We start from the raw sequence: 21,168 nt of genomic DNA, 5'->3' as shown, positions 1-21,168 counted from the left end.
GATCGTGCCGTGACCACCATCATCGAACCGCGCGTGCACGACCTGGGCGATGGCTTCCTGGTGCGCCGCGCCGTACCTTCGATCCAGGCACGCAGCGTCGGTCCGTTCGTGTTCGTCGACCACATGGGGCCGGTGGTGTTCGAGGGCGGTCGCGGCCTGGACGTGCGCCCGCATCCGCATATCGGCCTGGCCACGGTGACCTTCCTGTGGTCGGGCGCGATCAATCATCGCGACACGCTCGGCTCCGAGCAGGTGATCCGGCCCGGCGACGTGAACTGGATGACCGCCGGCCGCGGCATCGCCCATTCCGAGCGCACCCCGGCGCCCGAACGCGCGGCGGGTAGCCAGGCGCACGGCATGCAGACCTGGGTGGCGCTGCCCAAGGCGCACGAGGAAACCGACCCCGCGTTCTTCCACCATCCGGCCGCGACCCTGCCGCAGCAGCAGCGCGACGGCGTGTGGCTGCGGGTGATCGCCGGCCGCAGCTACGGCGAGGAGTCGCCGGTGAAGGTTTTTGCCGACACCCTCAACGTGGCCCTGGACCTGGCGCCGGACGCGGAGGTCGCCCTGGACGACGGCCATGTCGAACGCGCGCTGTACATCCTGGAAGGCGAGGCGCAGCTGGACGGGGTCGACATCCCTGCCCGCCACCTGGTCATTCCCGACCGCGGCACCCGTCCCAAACTGCGCGCCAAGACCCCGTTGAAGGCGATGCTGCTCGGGGGCGAGCCACTGGACGGCCACCGCCACCTGTGGTGGAACTTCGTTTCCAGTTCGAAGGAGCGGATCGAACAGGCCAAGCAGGACTGGCTGGACGGCCGCTTCGGCCGGATCGTGGGCGACGACGAGTTCATACCGCTGCCGCAGCGCTGAGCGCCATCCGGCGGGCGATTCCAGCGCCGCACCGGCTTTGACTTTTTCCTAACGCTGCCCGTCGCGGCCAAGCGTACCCTCGCCGCTGCCCGTTCCGGGCTGTCCATCGGGGATGACCATGACTCTGACGAAGCGATTGGCGGCCGAGTTCCTCGGCACGTTGTGGCTGGTGCTGGGTGGTTGCGGCAGCGCGGTGCTGGCGGCGAATTTCGGCGGCGACGGCAATCCGCTCGGCATCGGATTCCTCGGCGTGGCGCTGGCCTTCGGTCTGACCGTGCTGACCGGCGCGTTCGCGTTCGGCCATATCTCAGGCGGTCACTTCAACCCGGCGGTGAGCCTGGGACTTTGGGCGGGCGGGCGCTTCCCCGCGAAGGACCTGCTGCCGTACATCGTGGCCCAGGTGGTCGGCGCGATCGTGGCCGGCTTCATCCTGCTGCAGATCGCCAGGGGCGGTGGCGGCTTCAGCATCGACCCGACCGCGGCGGGCGCCTTCGCCAGCAACGGCTATGGCGTGATGTCGCCGGGCGGCTACACGCTGGCCGCGGCATTCCTGTGCGAACTGGTGCTGACCGCGTTCTTCCTGGTCGTGATCATGGGCGCGACCCACGGCAAGGCCGCCGCCGGGTTCGCCCCGATCGCGATCGGCCTGGCCCTGACCCTGATCCACCTGATCAGCATTCCGGTCACCAACACCTCGGTGAATCCGGCCCGTTCCACCGGCGTGGCCCTGTTCGCCGGTTCCGGCGCGATCGGCCAGCAGTGGCTGTTCTGGGTCGCCCCGCTGGTCGGCGGCGCCCTGGGCGGGATCATCTACGCGTGGCTGAGACCGGCCAACGAATAGCACGCAAGTTGTTGATTCTGGAAAGAACCGGGCCGTCAGGTGACGGCCCGGCTCACGTTGATGAAGGACTGCCCGCGGGCACGGGCGGCCCGGCTGCCGCCGCGGCGCGAATCCGGTTAGCATGGTGCGATGCAGCACCCCAACCGGAAGCGTGGCCATTCCATGCTCTACCAACTCCATGAACTCAACCGCGCGATGATGGCCCCCTGGGTCCATCTGGCCGAGGCCAATTCGCGGATCTTCTCCAACCCCTCCAGCTGGGCTTCGTCGCTGCCCGGCGCCGAGCGCATCGCCGCCGGCAACGAGCTGGTGCACCGCCTGGGCAAGGACTACGAGAAGCCGCCGTGGAACATCCACGAGGTGGAGGTCGAAGGCCACAAGGTACCGGTGCTGGAGCAGGAGATCCTGCGCAAGCCGTTCTGCCGCCTGGTGCGCTTCAAGCGCTACAGCGACGACGCGCAGACCATCGCGGCGCTGAAGGACGACCCAGTGGTGCTGGTCGTGGCCCCCCTCTCGGGACACCACGCCACGCTGCTGCGCGACACCGTCCGCACCCTGTTGCGCGACCACAAGGTCTACGTGACCGACTGGATCGACGCGCGCATGGTGCCCACCACCGAGGGCGCTTTCGGCCTGGACGACTACGTCGCCTACGTCGAGGACTTCATCCGCCTCATCGGCGCAGCCAACCTCAACGTGATCAGCGTCTGCCAGCCGACCGTGCCGGTGCTGGCCGCCGTGTCGCTGATGGCCGCCCGCGGCGAGGCGGTGCCGCGCTCGCTGGTGATGATGGGCGGGCCGATCGACGCGCGCCGCAGCCCGACGGCGGTCAACAACCTGGCCACGCGCAATCCGTTGTCGTGGTTCGAGAACAACGTCATCCACAGCGTGCCGCAGCCCTACCCGGGCGAAGGCCGCGAGGTGTATCCGGGTTTCCTGCAGCACGCCGGCTTCCTGGCCATGAACCCCAGCCGCCACTTCATGTCGCACTGGGATTTCTATTCGGACCTGGTCAAGGGCGACCTGCAGGACGCCGATTCGCACCGCCGCTTCTACGACGAGTACAACGCGGTGCTGGACATGCCGGCCGAGTATTACCTGGACACCATCCGCACGGTGTTCCAGGAGTTCCTGTTGCCGCGCGGCAAGTGGAAGGTCAATGGCGAACTGGTGAAGCCCTCGGCGATCAGGGGTACGGCGCTTATGACCATCGAGGGCGAGCTGGACGACATCTCCGGCCTGGGCCAGACCCAGGCTGCGCATGACCTGTGCACGGGTATTCCGAAGACCAGGCAGAAGCACCTCACCGTCGACGGCGCCGGCCACTACGGCATCTTCAGCGGCCGTCGCTGGCGCGAGAACGTCTATCCGCAGGTACGCGAATTCATCGCCAAATACGCGGACTGACCGATCGCTTGCCGGAACAAAGAAAGCCCCGCTTCGGCGGGGCTTTTCCTTTGCATCGTAGAGCGGGGCTTGCCCCGCTGCCCTTGCCTCTCATCGCTTCGCCAGGCGTGAACAGCCGGGCGGGCCCGGCTCTACGCGGGGTGCTCAGACCACCGGGTCGCGCACCAGCAGCTGCTTGGCCAGCCAGCCATGGAAGCGGCCGACCAGGCGCGCCAGGTGCAAGGTCGCGAACAGCATCAGCACGCCGGCCACGAAGCACAGCGGCCACAGCCACGGCGAATCCGGCGTGATGACGACACTGTCCAGCGAGAACACGCCGGCGTGGCCCAGTGCCAGCGCCACCGGCGCGGCGATCAGGCCGGCCGACAGCGCCAGCAGGGTGACCGCGGCGCTGAAATACGCCGTGCCCAGCGGCAGCATCAACAGCAGGTAACCCATCGCCGTCCAGGTGCGCCAGTCGGTGAACAGTTCCTTCAAGCGGATCAGCCACGGCTTGTCGCGCTGGGTGTACAGCGGCCGCCGCGGCATGCGCACGCCCAGCAGCACCTCGACGATGCGGCCTTCCACCAGCGACAGCAGCCGCACCGACATCAGGAACAGCAGCAGCAACGGGATGCCGACGATCAGGATCATCAGCCCCAGCGAGAGGCTGGCGCCGGTGACCACCCAGCTGAAGTAGAACGTGCCGGTGGCCATCGCCAGCAGCATGTAGAACAGCGAGCCGTAGGTGTACGGATCGGCGACCACGCCGAAGAAGCGGCCGGCCAGCGAGCGCCGCTTCGGCGGGCGCGGCGGCCGCAGCGCGCGGTTCACCGTCACCTCGGTCTCGCGGTAGATGTCGGCGACCTCTTCAGGCGCGCCATAGCTGCCGGCGACCGAGGCGATCACCTCGGACTCGGTGCGGCCCGCCTGTTCGGACAGTTCCGAGCGCAGGTATTCCTCGGCGTCGTACAGCGCGTCCTGGACCATCGCCGGATCGGCGCCCCTGAGCGCCTCGCGCAGCTGCTCCAGGTATTCGGGGATGGTGGTGGGCAGGGGCCGCGCCGTGGCCGGCTGCGGGGATGCGGTGGTGTTCATTCGGATACTCCCTCCAGCACGGAATCGACGGAATCGCGGGTGGCGCGCCAGGCGGCGGTCCATTGGCCAAGGACCTGCCGACCCTCGCCGGTGATGCGGTAGTAGCGCCGCGGCGGGCCAGCCACGGACGGCTCGACGTGGCTTTCCAGCAAGCCGGCTCCTTCCAGGTTGCGGAGCACCGGGTACAGCGCGCTCTGCTTGCCGCTCAGCACGCCCTCCCCGACCTGTTCCAGGCGCTTGGCGATCAGGTAGCCGTACAGCGGCTCGGCGGCCCGCGCCAGCACCGCCAGCAACGCCAGCGACACCGTGCCGGCGCTGAGCTCCTTCTGGAACTTCTTCAGTTGCGCTTCGATCTCGCCCATGGCGGCGGCTCCATCGGTGCGTGGGTCGCTACGTTGGAGGCCACTCTATTCTCAACTTCGGTATAGCGTATGTGCCGGTAGTCACCCAACCGGGGGCATGCCCGAACGGACCGCCATGCGGGCCGGCCAGTCGCCGCCGCGCTTGGCGCGCCAGGCCGCCACGGCGAGAATCCAAGCCATCTCCTGCCAGCAGACCCGACATGACCTTGCGCCCGATGCTGTTCGCCTGCGCCCTGGCCGTCCTCGCGCCGCCCGCGGCGGCCGCCGCCCCCTACCGAAGCATGCAGCAGATCCTGGACGCCTCCCCCGCCTCGGACTGGCGCGAGCCGGCACCGGAAAACGTCCTCTACCTGGAACTCGATGCCGGCCGGGTCGTCATCGAACTGGCGCCGGGCTTCGCCCCGCAACATGTGGCCAACATCCGCACACTGGCCCGGGCCGGTTTCTGGGACGGCACCAGCATCTACCGGGTGCAGGACAACTTCGTCGCCCAGTTCGGCGACGCCGACGCCGAGGATGCAGCCAAGGCGAAGGACCTGGGCGCGGCGGAACGCAAGCTGCCGGCCGAGTTCGAACGAGGCATCCAGGGCCTGGCCTTCGACGTGCTGCCCGACGCCGACGGTTGGGCACCGCAGGTCGGGTTCGCCGACGGTTTCGCCGCCGGACGCGACGCCGCCGCGGGCAAGGCCTGGATGGCGCACTGCTACGGCGTGGTCGGCGCCGGCCGCAACCTGGACGCTGACAGCAGCATCGGCGCCGAGTTGTACGTGGTCATCGGCCAGTCGCCGCGCCAGCTGGACCGCAACATCACCCAGGTCGGGCGCGTGATCCAGGGCATCGAACTGCTCAGCGCTCTGCGCCGCGGCCCCGAACCGATGGGCTTCTACGCCGATCCGGCGCAACGCACGCCGATCCGCGCGGTCCGCCTGGCCAGCGAAGTCCCCCCGCAGGAACGCACTCGCCTGCAGCTGCTGCGCACCGATACGCAGACCTTCCGCGACATGGTCGAAGCGCGCCGCAACCGCCGCGACGACTTCTACAAGCGCCCGGCCGGGCACATCGACCTGTGCAACGTGCCGCTGCCGGTGCGGGTGGCCGGCAGCTGACCCGCGGGGCCGACCGGCGGCCACGCGAACGCGATCGACGGCCGGGATCAGTTCGCGCGCTGGCTGATCGCCACGCTGCCGAGGATCAGGCCGCCCGCCAGCAGCATCGTCGCCGTCACCGGCTCATCCAGCAGCCACCAGGCGAACAGCGCGCCGAACAGCGGGATCAGGTAGGTGACGGTCGAGGTGCGGGCCGCGCCGATCCGGTGGATCAGGCGGTAGAAGTAGATGAAGGCCAGGCCGGTGCACAGCACGCCCAGGCCGACCGCCGCGGCCCAGGCCAGTGCCGGCACGGGGCCGGCCGGCCAGTGCGTGAGCGCGAGCGGCAGCAGCAGCACCGCCGAACAGCCCAGGGTCACGGCCGCCGAGGCGGCGGGCGGCAGCCCGACCATGTAGCGCTTGACCAGGTTCAGGCCGACGCCGTACAGCAGGGCGGCCGTCGCGCCGGCGAGCACCGCCGGCCCGACGCTCAACCCGGACACCTTGGCGGTGGCCAGTACCACCACGCCCACGAAGCCCGTGACCAGGGCGATCGCGCGGCGCATGCCGATCTTCTCGCCGAACACGACGAACGCCACCAGCGCGGCGAACAGCACGGTCATCGCGTTGCAGATCGCACCGATCGCCGCAGGCGCGCGCTGCGCGGCCCAGGCGAACAGCAGGAACGGCAGCGCCGAGTTGATGATCCCGATCGCCGCCAGCCGCGGCCACAGGCGCAAGGGAAACTGGGCCCGCGCCAGCCACAGGAACGGCAGGAGCACCAGCGCGCCCAAGGCCAGCCGCAGCTCGACCAGCGCGTACGGCCCGAACGCGGGTGCCGCCACGCGCATGAACAGGAACGAGCCGCCCCAGACCGCGCCCAGCGCGAGCAGTTCGAATGGGGTGCGCCAGTCGCGCGCGGTCGTTGCCGCTGCCGGCGTGTGATCCGCTTCCTGCGAGTTCCGCTTCGATCCGTCCATCTGTCGTGTTCTCCTGTTCTGCCGTGATGGGCCTGCCCGCGGCCGGCCAGTGCCGCGACAGCGGTGCCTGGATCCGGTCGCACGGGGACCGGCGAAGGGCATCGTGCTCCCGCCGCTCCAGCGTGCGAGGGACGGACCGGGCAAGCCAGCATGCCGCGGGGACCGACGCCGTACCGGCCGTTTCCGGACATCGCATCCGGCGCAGACCGGAGGCGCAGCATCGCGCCAGTGCGGTGGGTCGACAAGCGCGTAGTATCCACGCGAGCCACAAATCCTGCTCATGGCTTGCCGATGAACCTGCGCCCCACCCTGCTGCCCGCGCTGGGCGTGTTCGCCGCCGCCGCGCGCCACCAGAATTTCGCCCATGCGGCGGAAGAACTGCACCTGACCGCCAGTGCGGTCAGCCACCACGTGCGCAAGCTCGAAACCATCCTCGGCGCGCGCCTGTTCCTGCGCCATGCGCGCGGCGTGTCGCTCACGCCCGAAGGCCGGCAGCTGGCGGACGCCGCGTCGGCGGCGCTGGCCGACGTGGCGGCGGTGGCCGGCAACCTGCAGCCGGCGGCAGGGATCTCGATCCTGCGGATCAGCACCCTGCATTCGCTGGTGTACTGCTGGCTGCTGCCGCGGCTGAAGGGGTTCTGCGACGCCTACCCGCACGTCCGGCTGGAGGTGGACGCGAGCACCGCGCTGGCGCGCTTCGACGAAGGTGGACCGGACCTGGCGATCCGCTACGGACCGGGACATTGGCCCGGGCTGACCGCCCACCACCTGATGGACGACGCGCTGTTCCCGGTCGCCTCCCCCGCGCTGCCCGGGATCGAGGACGTGCGAGACGCAGCCCAGGTCGCGCGCCTGCCGCTGGTGGCGGACATGGGCCTGCAAGGCTGGCGCGACTGTTTCCAGGCCGCCGGCATCCGCGGCGTGGCGCTGCCGGCCATGCACACCTTCTGCGACAGCACCGATGCCATGCGCGCGGCGGCGCACGGAATCGGCGCGGCGCTGGCCCGCACCTACATCGCCCAGCCCTACCTCGAGCGCGGCGAGCTGGTCCGCCTGCCGGGCCCGGCGCTGGAGGCGCGCTTCGCCTACTACGCAGTGCATCCGGCGCACCGGCCGCCCGCTCCCGCCGCGTCGCTGTTCCTGGCCTGGCTCAAACAGCAGGCGCACGGCCAGCAGCCGTCGACACGCGCACGCGCACCGGGGGCGCGCGGCCGCCTTCGCTGAATGTGCATCGCATCCATCACCTGCTTTTGATGGGGCCGGCGGCAGGCTGGAGCAGCCCCCTTCTGGAATCCTTGCCATGCCCCAGCTCCGCATCCGCATCACCGGCAGCGACGACGACCTGCGCGCGGTGGCCGACCTGCTGCAGAGCCTGGAAGGCATCGAGCACGTGGAGGAAGTGGCCGACCTGATGCCACAGATGGACGACGAGGATTCCAGTTCGGCGGGCCTGTCCGACGATCTCGGCCCGGGCACGCACGAACTGGAAGTGGACGCACCGAACGCCTATACCGCCGGCCGCGTCCGCGAACTGGTGGAAGAGCTGGCCTACCGGCTCGGCCTGGTGGTCGAGTTCGTCGAGGAAGAGGACTGACCGGCGTCGTGGCGTGCCCGTCCGCCTAGAAGCTGGCGCCGTCGACCGGCACGATCCTCAGCCCCGCCAGGTCCACCTCCGGCAGGCAGCGCACGTTGACCGCCACCGTGGCTTCGCCGGTCTTCGGATTGGTGCCTTCGCTGAACGGCGCGATGCCGCACACCGTGCAGTGGTGATGGGCCAGGTGTTCCCGGTTGAAGCGGTAGGTCGCCAGGTCCGCTTCGGCCGTCTTCAGCACCAGGGCGCTGCGCGGCGCGAACCAGAGCAGGCCGCCGCGGCGGCGGCACATCGAACAGTTGCAGTCGTAGACCTCGGTGATGCCGTCGCCGACCTCGACCTCATAGGCGATGCGGCCACAGTGGCAGCTTCCGGCAAGTCTCATCGGGTGTCCTCGTTGTAGGCCTGGCCATAGGGTAGCGTCGGCGCCCCCTGCCGTGCACGGTCCGCGGCAGGTGCACGGCCGGCCTCCGGGCGCCTATCCTTGGGACTTTCCCGCTACGCCCCGGAAACCCCATGCGCCGCTCCCTCCTCGCCCTTGCCCTCCTCGCCAGCCTGGCGGCCTGCCACAAGGCCGAGACCCCCACCGCGCCCGCCGCACCGGCCGACGGCTCCACCGCCACGGCCACCGGCGCCAGCCAGGCCGATACGGCATTTGCCGACCTGTCGCAGCGCGCGCTGGAGGGCTGGTTCCAGCTGTCGCCGGTCAGCGCGACCCAGACCGGCGAGCACCGCTACGACGGCGAACTGGACGACCTCAGCGCCGAAGGCCGGCAGAAGGCGCTCGATTTCAGCAAGAAGATCCTCGCCGAACTGGAAGCGATGGACGTCTCCCAGCTCTCGCGCGAGAACCAGGTCGATGCGGTGATCCTGCGCAACCAGCTCCGCTACGACATCTGGAACGCCGAAACGTTGCAGTCCTGGGCATGGGATCCGCAGGCCTACAGCGGCCTGGCCGGCAGCGCGATCTACGGCCTGATGGCGCGCGAGTTCGCGCCGATGCCCGACCGCCTGCAATCGGCGACCGCGCGCATGGAGAAGATCCCCGCGCTGCTCGCCCAGGCCCGCGCCAACCTCGACCCGGCACGCGTGCCGAAGGTCCATGCCGAGACGGTCGCCCGGCAGAACGCCGGCATCCTCAGCATCGTCGAGACCTTCATCACCCCGAACCTGGGCCAGCTGGCCAATCCCGAGCGCGAGCGCGCGGAGAAGGCCATCGACGGCCTGAAGAAGGCCGTGGCCGAGCACCAGGACTGGCTGGACAAGACGCTCGTTCCGAATGCCCAGGGCGAATTCCGCATCGGCGCGGAGAAGTACGACCAGAAGCTGCAGTTCGCGCTGCTGTCCTCGCTGTCGCGCGCGGAGATCAAGCAGCGCGCCGAGGCCGAACTGGTGCGCGTGCGCGGCGAGATGTACGGCATCGCCCGCCAGGTGCTGGCCGGGAAGCCGGGCGCGCCCGAACTGCCCGACAGCCCCACGCCCGAACAGCAGCAGAAGGCGATCGAGGCGGCGCTGGAGCTGGCCTACGCCGAGCGCCCGGCGCGCGACAAGGTGGTCGCCGATGCCGAAGCCGCGCTGGCACGCGCGACCGAGTTCGTCCGCCAGAAGGACCTGGTCACCCTGCCGGACGCGCCGGTCGAGATCATCGAGATGCCGGAGTTCCAGCGCGGCGTGGCGGTGGCCTATGCCGATTCGCCCGGCCCGCTCGACAAGAACCTCAAGACCTTCTACGCGGTCTCGCCGATCCCGGAGGACTGGACCCAGGCGCAGGTCGATTCGTTCCTGCGCGAATACAACTCGCGCATGATCGAACTGCTGAGCATCCACGAAGGCACGCCGGGGCACTACCTGGAAGGCTGGCACTCGGCCAAGTTCCCCTCGACCCTGCGCGCGGTGCTGCGCTCGGGCATGTTCGCCGAGGGCTGGGCCGTCTACACCGAGAAGATGATGGCCGATGCCGGCTACCTCGACAACGATCCGCTGTTCCGGCTGGTGCAGCTGAAGTTCTACCTGCGCACGATTGCCAATGCGATCCTGGACCAGGGCGTGCACGTGGACAACTGGACCCGCGAGCAGGCGATGGACCTGATGGTCAACCAGACCTTCCAGCAGGAGCGCGAGGCCGCCGGCAAGTGGACGCGCGCGCAGCTGACGTCCGCGCAGCTGCCCACCTACTTCGTCGGCGTGCAGGAGCACTTCGACACGCGCAAGGCGGTGGAACAGAAGCTGGGCACGGACTTCGACCTGAAGGCGTACCACGACCAGGTGCTGTCCTACGGCGCGCCGCCGGTGCGTTTCGTGCGCCAGTTGATGCTGGACCAGCCGATCGAGTGAGGCCGCGACGGCGCCAACCATGGTCCGCCCGGGCAACCGGCCAGACGATGTTGTAGGAGCCGGGCTTGCCCGCGACGCGGGGCCGTTGGAACGAGGATGCCTCATCGTTCCAATGGCCCGTATCGCCAGCAAGCTGGGCTCCTACGGGGAAGTCACCGCACCGGCTCCAGCCTGAGGTCGTGGAAGTCGAAGCTGAAATCGGTCAGTTCCGACGCCGCTTCCATCCTCGCTTCGCGCACCCGGCCATCGGCATCGAGGCTGAAGGTCACGAAGGCATCGCCATTGAGCGTGCGGTCGTCCCACTTCACCAGGAAGGTGTCGTGCTGCCAGTGCTGCAGGGTGCCGGTGAGCAGCGGGCTGGGCTGGAAGCGCATCCGCAGCCGGCCGCCGTCGTGCACCACGTCCACGTCGCCGTACCAGGCATCGCGGTAGGTGCCGGCGTAGCCGGCCAGCGGCAGCGAGGGCGTCGAGCGCGCCTGGCGGGCAGCGAGCCGCTCGCGCCAAGCCTTGTCGGCCTTCGTCCTGCCCTTGTCGGCCGCCGCCGCATAGGCATCGATCCAGTCGGTGCGCTGCGCCGGCTGCATGAACGCGTCCAGGACCTGCATCGTCAGCGCGTTGAAGGCGCCCCCGGCCTCCTGGTTGGTCAGCACCACGACGCCGAGGTTGCGACCCGGCACCAGCGTCACCCGCGACACCATGCCCGGCCAGCCACCGGTGTGCCACACCAGCTTCTCGCCGCGATAGGACGAGGTGATCCAGCCCTCGCCGTAGCCGAGGAAATCCGGCCGGGCCGCGGCCAGTTGCGGCACCGAGGGTTCGGCGATGGGCATCGGGGAGAGCAGCGACCACATTTCCTTCTGCCGTTCCCGCGAGAACAGGCGCTGCTCGTTGCCCTGCGCATCGGTGAACGTGCCTCCCGCCAGCTGCGCGCGCATCCAGCGGCCCATGTCGTGCACGCTGGAGTAGATGCCACCGGCGCCGGCGGCGTTGTGCCAGGTCAGGGGAAAGGTCGGCCGCAGCGTGGTGAAATCGGCCTTGGCATGCCCGGTGGCGACGTTGTCGCCCGGCCGCAGCGCATCGGCGTTGAAGCGGGTGCCGCCCATGCCCAGTGGATCGAAGAAGCGCTGCTGCAGGAACTGCGCGTACGACTGGCCGGAGACCTCCTCGATCACACGCGTCGCGACCGCATAGAGGATGTTGTCGTACGCATAACGCTCGCGGAAACCGGTCTTCAGCGGCACGTCCTTCAACCGCCGCACGACCTCCTCGTTGCGGTAGTCGCTTCCGGGCCAGAACAGCAGGTCGCCGGCGCCCAGGCCCAGGCCGCTGCGGTGCGTGAGCAGGTCGCGGATCCGCATCTGGCCGGTCACGTACGGATCGGACATGCGGAACCCGGGCAGGTGGTCGACCACCCGGTCGTCCAGCGACAGCTTGCCTTCGTCGGCCAGCATCGACAGCGAGGCGGCGGTGAAGGCCTTGGTGTTGGAAGCGATGGCGAACAGGGTGTGTTCGTCGACCGGCGCCGGCTCGCCGATCTCGCGCACGCCCCAGCCGCGTTCCAGCACGACCTGCCCGTCCTTCACCACCGCCACCGCGATTCCGGGCACTTCGAAGCGCTCGCGCACCTGTGCGACCCAGGCGTCCAGCTCGGCCGGATCGAAGGCCGAGTCCCGCGCCTCGGCGGCCATGGGCGCGTCGGCGGCGGTGGCGGACCAAGGCATCAGCAGGAACAGGCCGAGCGCCAACAGGCAGCGGGACGGCGGCGGAAGCAGGCGCATGTGGCGGAACCCGGAAGGCATGGAATCCCGATTCTAGGGGCGCGGCGGCTTCTTGTAGGAGCCCAGCTTGATGGCGACACGACGTGGGGACCGTCGGACCGTCGCCTGCGCCGGCGTCGTCGCGTCGCGGGCAAGCCCGGCTCCTACCGGCGGCAGGGCCGGCGGGCGCTGGCAAGCCTGCAGCGTGGCGGTCCCGGCAGCTAATATCCGCATCGGAACCCTCATGCCCGTCCATCGATGCACGACCTGTTCGCTCCCGCTGCGCCCGCTGCCCGCAATGCCCGCGTCCACGTCGGCATCGGCGGCTGGACCTACGCGCCCTGGCGCGGCGGGGCGTTCTACCCCGAAGGCCTGGTCCAGCGCCGGGAGCTCGAGTACGCCAGCCGGCAACTCACCGCCATCGAGATCAACGGCACCTACTACGGCGCGCAGAAGCCCGCCACCTATGCCAAGTGGCGCGACGAGACGCCACCGGGCTTCGTGTTCACCGCCAAGGCGCCGAAGCGGATCATGGCCAGCCGGCGCCTGGCCGGTACCGGTGCGCAGATCGAGGACTTCGTCGGCGGCATCTGCGAGCTGGGCGATCGCCTCGGCGCGCTGTCCTGGCAGTTCGAGCGCGGACGCGCGCCCACGCCCACGGAGCTGGAGGCCTTCCTGGCGCTGCTGCCGGCGCGTGCCGGCGGCCGGCCCCTGCGGCACGCGCTGGAGTTGCGCGAAGCGGCGCTGTTCTCCCCGCAGGTGCTGGCGCTGATGCGCCAGCGCAACGTGGCGCTGGTGTTCGCCGGCTCCGACGAACATCCCTCCTTCGCCGACCTCACCGCCGATTTCGTCTACGCCCGGCTGATGCAGGCCCGCGCGGGGCTTCCGCTGGGTTATGCCGAGGCCGAACTCGATGCCTGGGCCCGTCGCGCCGGCGAATGGGCCGCCGGCGGCGACCCGGCCGAACTGCCGCACGTGGAGCCGCCTCGTCCGGCACAGGCGCCACGCGAGGTGTTCGTGTTCTTCATCGCCAGTGCCAAGGAACGCAACCCGGCCGCGGCCCGGGCACTGCTCGAACGGCTGGCCTGAGCGCGGGCCCGGCGCACGCGGGCCGGCGCGCTTCCATGCGAGGATGCGCCATGGCCGCCGGATTCCAGCGAACGCCCGCCTCGTCGCGCTACGCGCTGTGCCTGCTCGGCCTGTTCGCCGTGGTGTGGACCTCCCTGGCCGTCTCGCCGTGGTACCGGCAGGACTGGGCCCTGGAAAACGTCCTGGTCGTGGTGGCGGTGCCGGTCCTGGCCTGGGGCTGGCGGGCCATGCCGCTGACCCGGCTCAGTTACGCCTGCCTGTTCGTGTTCGGCGTGCTGCACGAGATTGGCGCGCACTACACCTACGCCGAGGTGCCCTACGACGCCTACTTCGAACGCGTCGCCGGCGTCTCGCTGGATGCCGCCCTGGGCCTGGAGCGCAACAGCTTCGACCGCTGGGTGCACCTGCTCTACGGCCTGCTGGTGACGCCCGCCTGCGTGGAACTGCTCGACCACGTGGCGCCGCCGCGGGGCATCTGGCGCTACCTGCTGCCGGTGAGCTTCGTCATGTCCCATTCGCTGCTGTTCGAGATGTTCGAGTGGCTGGCCGCCAGCGTGTTCGGCGGCGACCTTGGCCAGGCCTACCTGGGCACCCAGGGCGACGTATGGGATGCGCAGAAGGACATGCTGATGGCCACGGCCGGGGCGGTAGCCGCCGTGACGGCGCTGGGCCTGCGCGGCTGGCTGGCGCCGCGCCACTGAGGCGCGACCGCATCGAGAGCATCGTCGCGGGCACCGGCGGCGGGCGATAATGCGCCGATGCCGACCTCCGATCGCACCCGCGCCCAACTGCAAATCCATTTCTGCGTCCTGTTGTGGGGCTTCACCGCGATCCTGGGCAAGCTGATCAGCCTGCCCGCGTTGCCGCTGGTGTGGTGGCGGATGCTGCTGGTCGTGGCGGCGCTGGCCCTGATCCCGCGCGTGTGGCGCGGGCTGCGCGCGTTGCCGCCGCGGCTGGTGCTGGCCTATGCCGGCATCGGCGTGCTGGTAGCCCTGCACTGGCTGACCTTCTACGGCGCGATCAAGCTTGCCAATGCCTCGGTGGCGGCCACCTGCATCGCGCTGGCCCCGGTGTTCACGGCGGTGATCGAGCCGTGGGTCGCGCGACGCCCCTTCCGCCCGCGCGAACTGGCGCTGGGCGTGGCGGTGCTGCCGGGCGTGGCGCTGGTGGTCGGCGGCGTGCCCGATGGCATGCGCCTGGGCGTCGCCGTGGGGGCGCTGTCGGCCCTGCTGGTGGCCGCCTTCGGTTCGTTCAACAAGCGCCTGGTCGAACACGCCGACCCGTTGACGGTTACCGGCATCGAGCTCGGGGCCGGCACCCTGGCGCTGACCCTGCTCGCGCCGCTGATGCCGCTGCTGTTGCCGGCCTTCGCCGGCGACCTCCTGGTCCTGCCTGGGCTGCGCGACGGCGCGCTGCTGCTGGTGCTGTCGCTGGGCTGTACCCTGCTGCCGTTCGCGCTGTCGCTGGTCGCGCTGCGCCACCTCAGCGCCTACACGGTGCAGCTGGCGACCAACCTGGAACCGGTCTACGCGATCGTGCTGGCGGCGCTGCTGCTGGGCGAACAGCGCGAGTTGACCCCGCTGTTCTACCTGGGCGTGGCGATCATCCTCGGCGCGGTGTTCCTCGACCCGCTGCTCTCGCGCCGCGGCCGCAAGCCCGCGCCGGCCGAGGTGCAGCACCCGGAAGTGCTCGGCATCTCCGAGGCCAAGCAGCTGGTGGACTGAAGACGCGGCACGACGGGCCGGATCCGGTCCTGGTCGACGAAGTGGCCCTCCAGCCGGGCAATCGGGGACCGGGGATGGTGGCGGGACTAGCCGGGCAAGCCCGGCTCTACGAACACCAGGCCCGGCGCGGGTCTTCAGTGGCCTTCGTCGACTTCGACCCGGTCGCGGCCGGCATTCTTGGCCCGGTACAGCGCGTGGTCGGCGCGGGCGATCAGCTCGCCGGGCGTTTCGCCGTGCCGGTACTGGGCTACGCCGATGCTGCCGCTGACCACGATCCCGATCGGCAGCACCGCGATGCCCTGGCGCAGGAACTCGCACTGCAGCCGCGCCTGCTCGAGCGTGGCGTCGGGAACGAGCACGGCGAATTCCTCGCCGCCGTAGCGTGCCGCCATGCCCGCGCCGGCAAAGTGCGACTTCAGCAGCGCGGCCACCTCGGCGAGCACGCGATCGCCCTCGGCGTGGCCGTTGACGTCGTTGATGGTCTTGAAATGGTCCAGGTCCAGCAGCGCCACCGACAGCGGCAGGCCCTCGCGTTCGGCCCGCTCGATCGCGGCGGCCAACGCCACCGCGTATGCACGCCGGTTGGGCAGGCCGGTCAGCGGATCGGTGCGGGTCTGCTCGGCCAAGTCGGCGTTCTGCTGTTCCAGCAGGTCCGAATACTGGGTCAGCTGCTGCTCGTACCAGTCGCGGTCGCGCATGTGGCGGTCGAGTTCGCGCGCGGCCCGGCGCAGTTCGATCAGGTGCGCGGCCTGGCGCGCCAGCGCGCGCAAGGCTTCGGCCTGGCTCCCGCTCAACGTGCCCGGGCGGTCGTCGAACACGCACAGGCTGCCCAGCGGCAGGCCCTCGCCGTCCAGCAGCGGCACGCCCGCATAGAAGCGCACGCCCAGCTCGCCGGTGACCGCCGGATGGTCTACGAAACGGGCATCGCGCAGTGTGTCCTCCACCAGCATCAGGCGTCGTGGCTCGAGGATGGCGTGGGCACAGAACGATTCGTCGCGCGGGGTCTGCTCGGTGTCGAACCCGTAGCGCGCCTTGAACCACTGCCGGTCCGCGTCGACCAGGGTCACCGCGCCCCTGCCCGTCCCGGCGAGGGTGGTGGCCAGCCTCACCAGGTCGTCGAAGGCCTGGTCGGGCGGCGAGTCCAGCAGGCGCGTGGCGCGCAGCGCGGCCAGGCGTTCGGCTTCGTTGTCCGGCTTGGCGGGTCTGAGCATGCGTCCCCCGGGGATTGGTGGGCGCAAGTATGCCAAGCGCGGCGGGCGCCGGCGTCAACGGCGCGCACGCGCTGGGCTCAGTGCACGACCAGCACCGGCACCGGGCTGAGCGCGATCACCTTCTGCGTCACCGAGCCGACCAGCAGGCTCTTCAGCGCGCCCTTGCCATGGCTGCCGATGACGATCATGTCGGCCTTGACCGCCTTGGCTTCGGCCAGCAGGGTGGGCACGATGTCGCCGGTCGCGGTGCGCTCCTGGAACGGCAGCCGCGTGCGCTTGAGCAGCGGCCGCAGCGGCGCCAGCGCGGCCTCGAACTGCGCCTGGTAGTAGCGGTCCGGCCCGGCCTTGCCGAACTCCTTTTCGGCGGCCTTCGACAGCCGCGGCACGACGTTGAGCACGTGCAGTTGCGGGGTCGCCTTCAGGCTCTTGGCCAGCCTGGCCACGTGGCGCACCGCCGCCGCGCCGATCGCACTCTCGTCCACCGCCAACAGGATCTTCATGGCCTGCTACCTCCGTCGGGACCGTCGGAAGGATGGTAATGCGGACTGCGCCCGCCGCCTTGATCCGCATCAAGCCCCGGGCCGCGGCCCGGCACCCCTACCAGTCCTGCCGGCCCGGCAGCAGGCCCTGCAGCTCGGCCTCCGTCAGGTTGCGCCACTGGCCGGGCTTGAGCGCGCCCAGCTTGACGTTGTCGATCCGCACCCGTCGCAGCTGGGTGACCCGGTAGTCGAACGCGGCGGCCATCAGCCGGATCTGCCGGTTCAGGCCCTGCTCGAGCACGATCCTGAAACCGAACTTGGCGATCCGCGTGGTGCGGCACGGCAGGGTCATCTGGCCGTGGATGCGCACCCCGCGCGCCATGCCGCGCAGGAATTCGTCGGTCACCGGCTTGTTGACCGCGACCAGGTACTCCTTCTGGTGGCGGTTCTCCGCGCGCAGGATCTCGTTGACGATGTCGCCGTTGCTGGTCAGCAGGATCAGGCCTTCCGAATCCTTGTCCAGGCGGCCGACCGGGAAGATCCGTTGCTCGTGGCCGACGAAGTCCACGATGTTGCCCTTCACCGACGACTCGGTCGTGCAGGTGACGCCGACCGGCTTGTTCAGGGCGATGTAGACGTGGCGGCGCTTGCCGGCCTTGGCCGTGCGCGCCTTCAGCGGCTGGCCGTCGACCAGCACGGTGTCGCCCTCGCCCACCACCGCACCGACCCCGGCCGGCTGGCCGTTGACGGTGACGCGGCGCTCGAAGATCAGGCGGTCGGCCTCGCGGCGGGAACAGAAGCCGGTTTCGGCGATGTGCTTGTTGAGGCGGACGGTCATGGCGCCATTATCGGCGATGCGGCGCCGGAACAGGCACGGCGACGCGGGCCAGCGCGCACGGGTCCCGCTGGCGGCCTTCGCCCGCCGCGCTTCGCGCTTGAGCGGTCCGCCGACCGGGCGGATCCCGAACGCCACGCGGCCCGCGGTGTCGACCAGGCCGCCGCAAACAGCAAGGCCGGCCATCGCTGGCCGGCCTTCGAAGTCCGTCGCCGGTTGCCCGGCCCGGCAACGCTCAGCCGCCGTGCGGCTTCGGCGGCCCCTTGCGGTGCGGCTTCGGCGGTCCGCCACCCGGCCGTCCCGGGCGGGCGGCGTGCGGGCGCGCGCCAGGCGGGCGGAAGCGCCCCTTCGGCGCATCCGCCGACGGCGCATGGCTGCCGTCCCAGCGGCTGATCCGCAGCTGCTGGCCCACCACCCAGGTCTTCTGCAGGTGCGACATGACCTCCTGCGGCATGCCTTCGGGCAGGTCCAGGATCGAGTGGTCGTCGTGGATGTCGATGCGGCCGATGAAACGGCTCTCCAGCCCGGCCTCGTTGGCGATCGCGCCCACGATATTCCCAGGCTTGACCCCGTGCATGTGGCCCACCTCGACCCGGTAGGTCTCCATGCCGGCATCGGGCGCCGAGCGCGGCGGCTTGGGCGTGCGCGGCGGGCGGGCACCGAACTCGGCATCATGCGCGCGCGGCGGGCGCGCGGCGGGAGTGTCGCCCTCGTCCCGCGGCGGATACGCGCGACGCTCGCGCTCGCCCTGGAACGGGCGCGGCTCGCGCTCGGCGCGGGCCGGGCGCGGCGGCGGCTCGTCGCGCGCCTCCAGCAGCAGCGGCGTGCCGCCCTGCAGCAGCTTGGCCAGCGCGGCGGCGATCTCGCTCGCGGCCACGTCGTGCTCGCCGGCGTAGCGGTCCACCAGCTCGCGGTAGTCCTCCAGCCCGCCGCTTTCCAGCACGCCGGAGATCTTCTCGAAGAAGCGCGCCACGCGACGGTCGTTCACCGCCGCCACCGACGGCAGCCGCATCTCCTCGATCGGCTGCCGGGTGGCGCGCTCGATCGCGCGCAGCATGCCCTTCTCGCGCGGGGTGACGAACAGGATCGCCTCGCCGCTGCGTCCGGCACGGCCGGTGCGGCCGATCCGGTGCACGTAGCTCTCGGTGTCGTACGGGATGTCGTAGTTGAGCACGTGGCTGATGCGCTCCACGTCCAGGCCGCGCGCGGCCACGTCGGTGGCCACCAGCACGTCGAGCTTGCCGTCCTTGAGCTGCTGGATGGTGCGCTCGCGCTGCTGCTGCTGGATGTCGCCGTTGATCGCGCCGGCGGCCACGCCGCGCGCCTGCAGCTTCTCGGCCAGCTCCTCGGTGGCCGCCTTGGTCCGGGCGAACACGATCATCGCGTCGAACGGCTCGGCTTCCAGGATGCGGGTCAGCGCATCGAGCTTGTGCATGCCGGTGACGAACCAGTAGCGCTGCCTGATGTTGGCCGAGGTGGTGGTCTTGGCCGCGATGGTGACTTCGGCCGGATCCTTGAGGTAAGTCTGGGCGATGCGCCGGATCGGCGGCGGCATGGTCGCCGAGAACAGCGCGACCTGGCGGTTCGGCGGGGTTTTCTGCAGCACCGCCTCGACGTCGTCGATGAAGCCCATCCGCAGCATTTCGTCGGCTTCGTCCAGGACCAGGCACTGGAGCTCGGACAGGTCCAGGGTGCCGCGGTTGAGGTGGTCGATCACCCGGCCCGGGGTGCCGACCACGACCTGCACGCCGCGGCGCAGGGCCTGCAGCTGCGGGCCGTAGCCCTGGCCGCCGTAGATCGGCAGCACGTGGAAGCCCGGGATCCGGGTCGCGTAGCGCTGGAACGCCTCGGCGACCTGGATGGCCAGCTCGCGCGTGGGCGCCAGCACCAGCGCCTGCGGCCGGGGGCGGGACATGTCCAGCTTGGCCAGCACCGGCAGCGCGAACGCGGCGGTCTTGCCGGTACCGGTCTGGGCGGTGCCGAGCACGTCGCGCCCGGCGAGCAGCGCCGGGATGGTCGCGGCCTGGATCGGCGAGGGCGATTCGTAGCCGACGTCGGACAGCGCGGCCAGCAACGGCTCGGGCAGGCCGAGGTCGCCGAAACGCGGCGCGGCGGGGGATTCTTGGTCGGGGGCTGACATCCGAAGGCTCCGGCGGCGCGCCAGGGCGGCGCGGCGAACGTGCGGAAAAAGGGGCCGGCTATTGTGCGCCCATGGCCGGGCCTTGTCGCGCCGGAGATGAATACGCCCCCCGGCGCCGTTCAGCCGCCTTGGCCCTCGTCCACGCGTGCCGCATCGGTCGGCACCGGTTCGGCGGCCACTACCGGCGCCTCGACGGCGCCGGTGGCCGAGACGCCGACCGGCGCGGCGACGGGCGCGTCGGCGGGCGGCCCCTCGGGCAGTTCGTTGAACTCGGCCAGCGGGCTTTCGGCCGGGCAGTCGTCGTCGGGAAAGCCGAAGTCCCGCCGCAACCGCAAACCGCAGGTGTTGAGCGCGTGGACCTGCGCCTGTTCGCGGCATTGCTCGTCGAACGCACGCACCCACGCATCGCGACGGCGCATGAAGTCGTCGCCGCACTTGTCCAGCAGGCGCACACGGTCCAGGTCGTCCTGGGCGGCATTGTTGCCGTCGAGCCCGTACAGGCGCAGTTCGTCGCCGGTCAGCAGGCGCAGGCTGCGGTTGGGCACGGTCTTCATCACGTCGGCCAGCAGCGGCGAAGCGCCGTTGCGCTCAAGGTACTCGCGCACGGTGGCGTACACGGCCTGCAGCTCGGTGTTGAGTTCGGTCCGGCTGGTGGCGGTGGAACTGAGCCGGATGATCCGGTGGATGCCGACCTGGCCGGCCAGGCGGCGGCTGTCGCCGCCGGCCAGTACGAACACGCAGGCACTGTGGCAGACCGAATCCTCGCGTACCCAGATCGTCCAGCGGTTGGCGCCGATCCAGTCGCCCACGCGGATCGCGTCCTCGACCTGGCCACCGGTGGAATCCAGGTCCAGCACGCGGCTGCCGATGCCCAGGCTGTCGGCGACCCGGGTCACCCGTTCGACCAGCGCCGTGAAGTCGCTGGCGACCTTGCCGCGGTAGCGCAGGCGCAGCGCGTCGCCGGCCAGGCACGGTTCGAGCAGGTGGCGCAGATTGGCGCGGCTCGGCACCGTGAGCGTTTCGCCGTCGCCGTGCCGGTAGTCGAGCCCGCAATCGATCCACGCCTGGCCGGACGACAGCTCGAGCGGCGACCAGTCGGGCGCCTTGCCCACCGGCGGTACGGCTGCGGCGGGCACCGGGGCGGCCGGAGGCGGCGCCGGCGGCGTGGCCATCGGCGCGCGGCTGACCGCCCCCCCCTCTTCCGGCGAGGCGACGGTCTGCGTCTTGACCGCGTCGGTCGGCGCCGGTGGCGGTTCGCGTCTGCAACCGGCCAGCAGGCCGACGCAGGCGAAGAACAGGCAGGAACGCAGGAGGGGCATCACGGACCATCAAGACGGGCGACGGCCCAGTCTAGGCGCAGCCCCGCCCGTGCGGACAACCTGC

General features: G+C 70.6%; 20 protein-coding genes. 10 read left to right on the top strand and 10 right to left on the bottom strand.

Going from position 1 to position 21,168, the window contains the following annotated elements:
• Nucleotides 1–9: 9 nt before the first annotated feature.
• The 3 genes from CSC66_RS10295 to CSC66_RS10285 all read left to right on the top strand — a co-directional run bounded on the left by CSC66_RS10295 (nt 10) and on the right by CSC66_RS10285 (nt 3,121).
• Nucleotides 10–873 (top strand): pirin family protein, encoded by an 864-nt coding sequence (locus CSC66_RS10295; protein ID WP_162377303.1) that lies wholly within the window; start codon nt 10–12, stop codon nt 871–873.
• Nucleotides 874–991: 118 nt separating this feature from the next.
• Entirely contained in the window at nt 992–1,714 is a 723-nt protein-coding gene (aqpZ, locus tag CSC66_RS10290) for an aquaporin Z (protein ID WP_162377302.1), read from the top strand.
• Between the two features lie 162 nt (nt 1,715–1,876).
• Entirely contained in the window at nt 1,877–3,121 is a 1,245-nt protein-coding gene (locus CSC66_RS10285) for a polyhydroxyalkanoate depolymerase (RefSeq protein WP_162377301.1), read from the top strand.
• Nucleotides 3,122–3,265: 144 nt separating this feature from the next.
• Here the strand turns inward: CSC66_RS10285 and CSC66_RS10280 are convergent, their stop codons facing one another.
• Entirely contained in the window at nt 3,266–4,198 is a 933-nt protein-coding gene (locus tag CSC66_RS10280; RefSeq protein WP_162377300.1) for a sensor domain-containing protein, read from the bottom strand.
• Complete coding sequence (locus tag CSC66_RS10275; protein WP_162377299.1) at nt 4,195–4,560, bottom strand: PadR family transcriptional regulator; 366 nt, start codon at nt 4,558–4,560, stop codon at nt 4,195–4,197. The genes CSC66_RS10280 and CSC66_RS10275 overlap by 4 nt, the downstream gene beginning before the upstream one ends.
• 200 nt (nt 4,561–4,760) lie before the next feature.
• Between CSC66_RS10275 and CSC66_RS10270 the strand changes: the two genes are divergently transcribed.
• Nucleotides 4,761–5,666 (top strand): peptidylprolyl isomerase, encoded by a 906-nt coding sequence (locus CSC66_RS10270; protein ID WP_162377298.1) that lies wholly within the window; start codon nt 4,761–4,763, stop codon nt 5,664–5,666.
• A gap of 47 nt (nt 5,667–5,713) precedes the next feature.
• On the opposite strand, the gene CSC66_RS10265 is transcribed toward CSC66_RS10270, so the two are convergent.
• Nucleotides 5,714–6,625, bottom strand: coding sequence for a DMT family transporter (locus CSC66_RS10265; protein WP_162377297.1), 912 nt, complete (start codon nt 6,623–6,625; stop codon nt 5,714–5,716).
• A 291-nt stretch (nt 6,626–6,916) separates the two neighbouring features.
• Here CSC66_RS10265 and CSC66_RS10260 point away from each other — a divergent pair, with 291 nt between their 5' ends.
• Entirely contained in the window at nt 6,917–7,849 is a 933-nt protein-coding gene (locus CSC66_RS10260; RefSeq protein WP_162377296.1) for a LysR substrate-binding domain-containing protein, read from the top strand.
• A 76-nt stretch (nt 7,850–7,925) separates the two neighbouring features.
• Nucleotides 7,926–8,219 carry a hypothetical protein gene (locus CSC66_RS10255; RefSeq protein ID WP_162377295.1) on the top strand — a complete coding sequence of 98 codons (294 nt, stop codon included), beginning with the start codon at nt 7,926–7,928 and terminating at the stop codon, nt 8,217–8,219.
• A gap of 25 nt (nt 8,220–8,244) precedes the next feature.
• Here CSC66_RS10255 and CSC66_RS10250 read toward each other — a convergent pair whose 3' ends face one another.
• The gene (locus CSC66_RS10250) at nt 8,245–8,601 is read right to left on the bottom strand and encodes a GFA family protein (RefSeq protein WP_162377294.1); all 357 of its coding nucleotides are present in this window, start codon (nt 8,599–8,601) and stop codon (nt 8,245–8,247) included.
• A gap of 131 nt (nt 8,602–8,732) precedes the next feature.
• Here CSC66_RS10250 and CSC66_RS10245 point away from each other — a divergent pair, with 131 nt between their 5' ends.
• Complete coding sequence (locus tag CSC66_RS10245; RefSeq protein WP_162377293.1) at nt 8,733–10,550, top strand: DUF885 domain-containing protein; 1,818 nt, start codon at nt 8,733–8,735, stop codon at nt 10,548–10,550.
• A gap of 152 nt (nt 10,551–10,702) precedes the next feature.
• On the opposite strand, the gene CSC66_RS10240 is transcribed toward CSC66_RS10245, so the two are convergent.
• Complete coding sequence (locus CSC66_RS10240) at nt 10,703–12,238, bottom strand: serine hydrolase (RefSeq protein WP_162377363.1); 1,536 nt, start codon at nt 12,236–12,238, stop codon at nt 10,703–10,705.
• A gap of 327 nt (nt 12,239–12,565) precedes the next feature.
• On the opposite strand from CSC66_RS10240, the gene CSC66_RS10235 reads away from it, so the two are divergent.
• The 3 genes from CSC66_RS10235 to CSC66_RS10225 are packed head-to-tail and all read left to right on the top strand — an operon-like array spanning nt 12,566 to nt 15,120.
• On the top strand, nt 12,566–13,396 hold the full coding sequence (locus CSC66_RS10235) for a DUF72 domain-containing protein (protein WP_162377292.1): 831 nt from the start codon (nt 12,566–12,568) through the stop codon (nt 13,394–13,396).
• 50 nt (nt 13,397–13,446) lie between these two features.
• Nucleotides 13,447–14,097 (top strand): DUF2238 domain-containing protein, encoded by a 651-nt coding sequence (locus CSC66_RS10230; protein WP_162377291.1) that lies wholly within the window; start codon nt 13,447–13,449, stop codon nt 14,095–14,097.
• Between the two features lie 57 nt (nt 14,098–14,154).
• Nucleotides 14,155–15,120: a DMT family transporter gene (locus CSC66_RS10225; RefSeq protein WP_162377290.1), complete on the top strand. Its 966-nt coding sequence runs from the start codon at nt 14,155–14,157 to the stop codon at nt 15,118–15,120.
• Nucleotides 15,121–15,254: 134 nt separating this feature from the next.
• Here CSC66_RS10225 and CSC66_RS10220 read toward each other — a convergent pair whose 3' ends face one another.
• The 5 genes from CSC66_RS10220 to CSC66_RS10200 form a co-directional block, all read right to left on the bottom strand.
• Complete coding sequence (locus CSC66_RS10220) at nt 15,255–16,331, bottom strand: sensor domain-containing diguanylate cyclase (protein ID WP_162377289.1); 1,077 nt, start codon at nt 16,329–16,331, stop codon at nt 15,255–15,257.
• A gap of 77 nt (nt 16,332–16,408) precedes the next feature.
• Entirely contained in the window at nt 16,409–16,831 is a 423-nt protein-coding gene (locus tag CSC66_RS10215) for a universal stress protein (protein ID WP_162377288.1), read from the bottom strand.
• 97 nt (nt 16,832–16,928) lie between these two features.
• On the bottom strand, nt 16,929–17,648 hold the full coding sequence (locus CSC66_RS10210; RefSeq protein ID WP_162377362.1) for a pseudouridine synthase: 720 nt from the start codon (nt 17,646–17,648) through the stop codon (nt 16,929–16,931).
• A 232-nt stretch (nt 17,649–17,880) separates the two neighbouring features.
• On the bottom strand, nt 17,881–19,785 hold the full coding sequence (locus CSC66_RS10205; RefSeq protein WP_162377287.1) for a DEAD/DEAH box helicase: 1,905 nt from the start codon (nt 19,783–19,785) through the stop codon (nt 17,881–17,883).
• A 119-nt stretch (nt 19,786–19,904) separates the two neighbouring features.
• The gene (locus tag CSC66_RS10200; RefSeq protein ID WP_238394358.1) at nt 19,905–21,104 is read right to left on the bottom strand and encodes a COG3904 family protein; all 1,200 of its coding nucleotides are present in this window, start codon (nt 21,102–21,104) and stop codon (nt 19,905–19,907) included.
• Between the last annotated feature and the right edge of the window lie 64 nt (nt 21,105–21,168).

It is taken from the genome of Pseudoxanthomonas kaohsiungensis (assembly GCF_010211765.1).
In the GTDB taxonomy this organism is placed as follows: domain Bacteria; phylum Pseudomonadota; class Gammaproteobacteria; order Xanthomonadales; family Xanthomonadaceae; genus Pseudoxanthomonas; species Pseudoxanthomonas kaohsiungensis.
The sequence above is the reverse complement of the archived record's forward strand: the minus strand, read 5'-3'. Positions and strand labels throughout refer to the sequence as shown.

Coding starts and splice junctions, on each gene's coding strand:
- aqpZ (WP_162377302.1), top strand. CDS start 992: ATGACTCTGACGAAGCGATTGGCGGCCGAGTTCCTCGGCACGTTGTGG.
- CSC66_RS10285 (WP_162377301.1), top strand. CDS start 1,877: ATGCTCTACCAACTCCATGAACTCAACCGCGCGATGATGGCCCCCTGG.
- CSC66_RS10280 (WP_162377300.1), bottom strand. CDS start 4,198: ATGAACACCACCGCATCCCCGCAGCCGGCCACGGCGCGGCCCCTGCCC.
- CSC66_RS10275 (WP_162377299.1), bottom strand. CDS start 4,560: ATGGGCGAGATCGAAGCGCAACTGAAGAAGTTCCAGAAGGAGCTCAGC.
- CSC66_RS10270 (WP_162377298.1), top strand. CDS start 4,761: ATGACCTTGCGCCCGATGCTGTTCGCCTGCGCCCTGGCCGTCCTCGCG.
- CSC66_RS10265 (WP_162377297.1), bottom strand. CDS start 6,625: ATGGACGGATCGAAGCGGAACTCGCAGGAAGCGGATCACACGCCGGCA.
- CSC66_RS10260 (WP_162377296.1), top strand. CDS start 6,917: ATGAACCTGCGCCCCACCCTGCTGCCCGCGCTGGGCGTGTTCGCCGCC.
- CSC66_RS10255 (WP_162377295.1), top strand. CDS start 7,926: ATGCCCCAGCTCCGCATCCGCATCACCGGCAGCGACGACGACCTGCGC.
- CSC66_RS10250 (WP_162377294.1), bottom strand. CDS start 8,601: ATGAGACTTGCCGGAAGCTGCCACTGTGGCCGCATCGCCTATGAGGTC.
- CSC66_RS10245 (WP_162377293.1), top strand. CDS start 8,733: ATGCGCCGCTCCCTCCTCGCCCTTGCCCTCCTCGCCAGCCTGGCGGCC.
- CSC66_RS10240 (WP_162377363.1), bottom strand. CDS start 12,238: ATGGCCGCCGAGGCGCGGGACTCGGCCTTCGATCCGGCCGAGCTGGAC.
- CSC66_RS10235 (WP_162377292.1), top strand. CDS start 12,566: ATGCACGACCTGTTCGCTCCCGCTGCGCCCGCTGCCCGCAATGCCCGC.
- CSC66_RS10230 (WP_162377291.1), top strand. CDS start 13,447: ATGGCCGCCGGATTCCAGCGAACGCCCGCCTCGTCGCGCTACGCGCTG.
- CSC66_RS10225 (WP_162377290.1), top strand. CDS start 14,155: ATGCCGACCTCCGATCGCACCCGCGCCCAACTGCAAATCCATTTCTGC.
- CSC66_RS10220 (WP_162377289.1), bottom strand. CDS start 16,331: ATGCTCAGACCCGCCAAGCCGGACAACGAAGCCGAACGCCTGGCCGCG.
- CSC66_RS10215 (WP_162377288.1), bottom strand. CDS start 16,831: ATGAAGATCCTGTTGGCGGTGGACGAGAGTGCGATCGGCGCGGCGGCG.
- CSC66_RS10210 (WP_162377362.1), bottom strand. CDS start 17,648: ATGACCGTCCGCCTCAACAAGCACATCGCCGAAACCGGCTTCTGTTCC.
- CSC66_RS10205 (WP_162377287.1), bottom strand. CDS start 19,785: ATGTCAGCCCCCGACCAAGAATCCCCCGCCGCGCCGCGTTTCGGCGAC.
- CSC66_RS10200 (WP_238394358.1), bottom strand. CDS start 21,104: ATGCCCCTCCTGCGTTCCTGCCTGTTCTTCGCCTGCGTCGGCCTGCTG.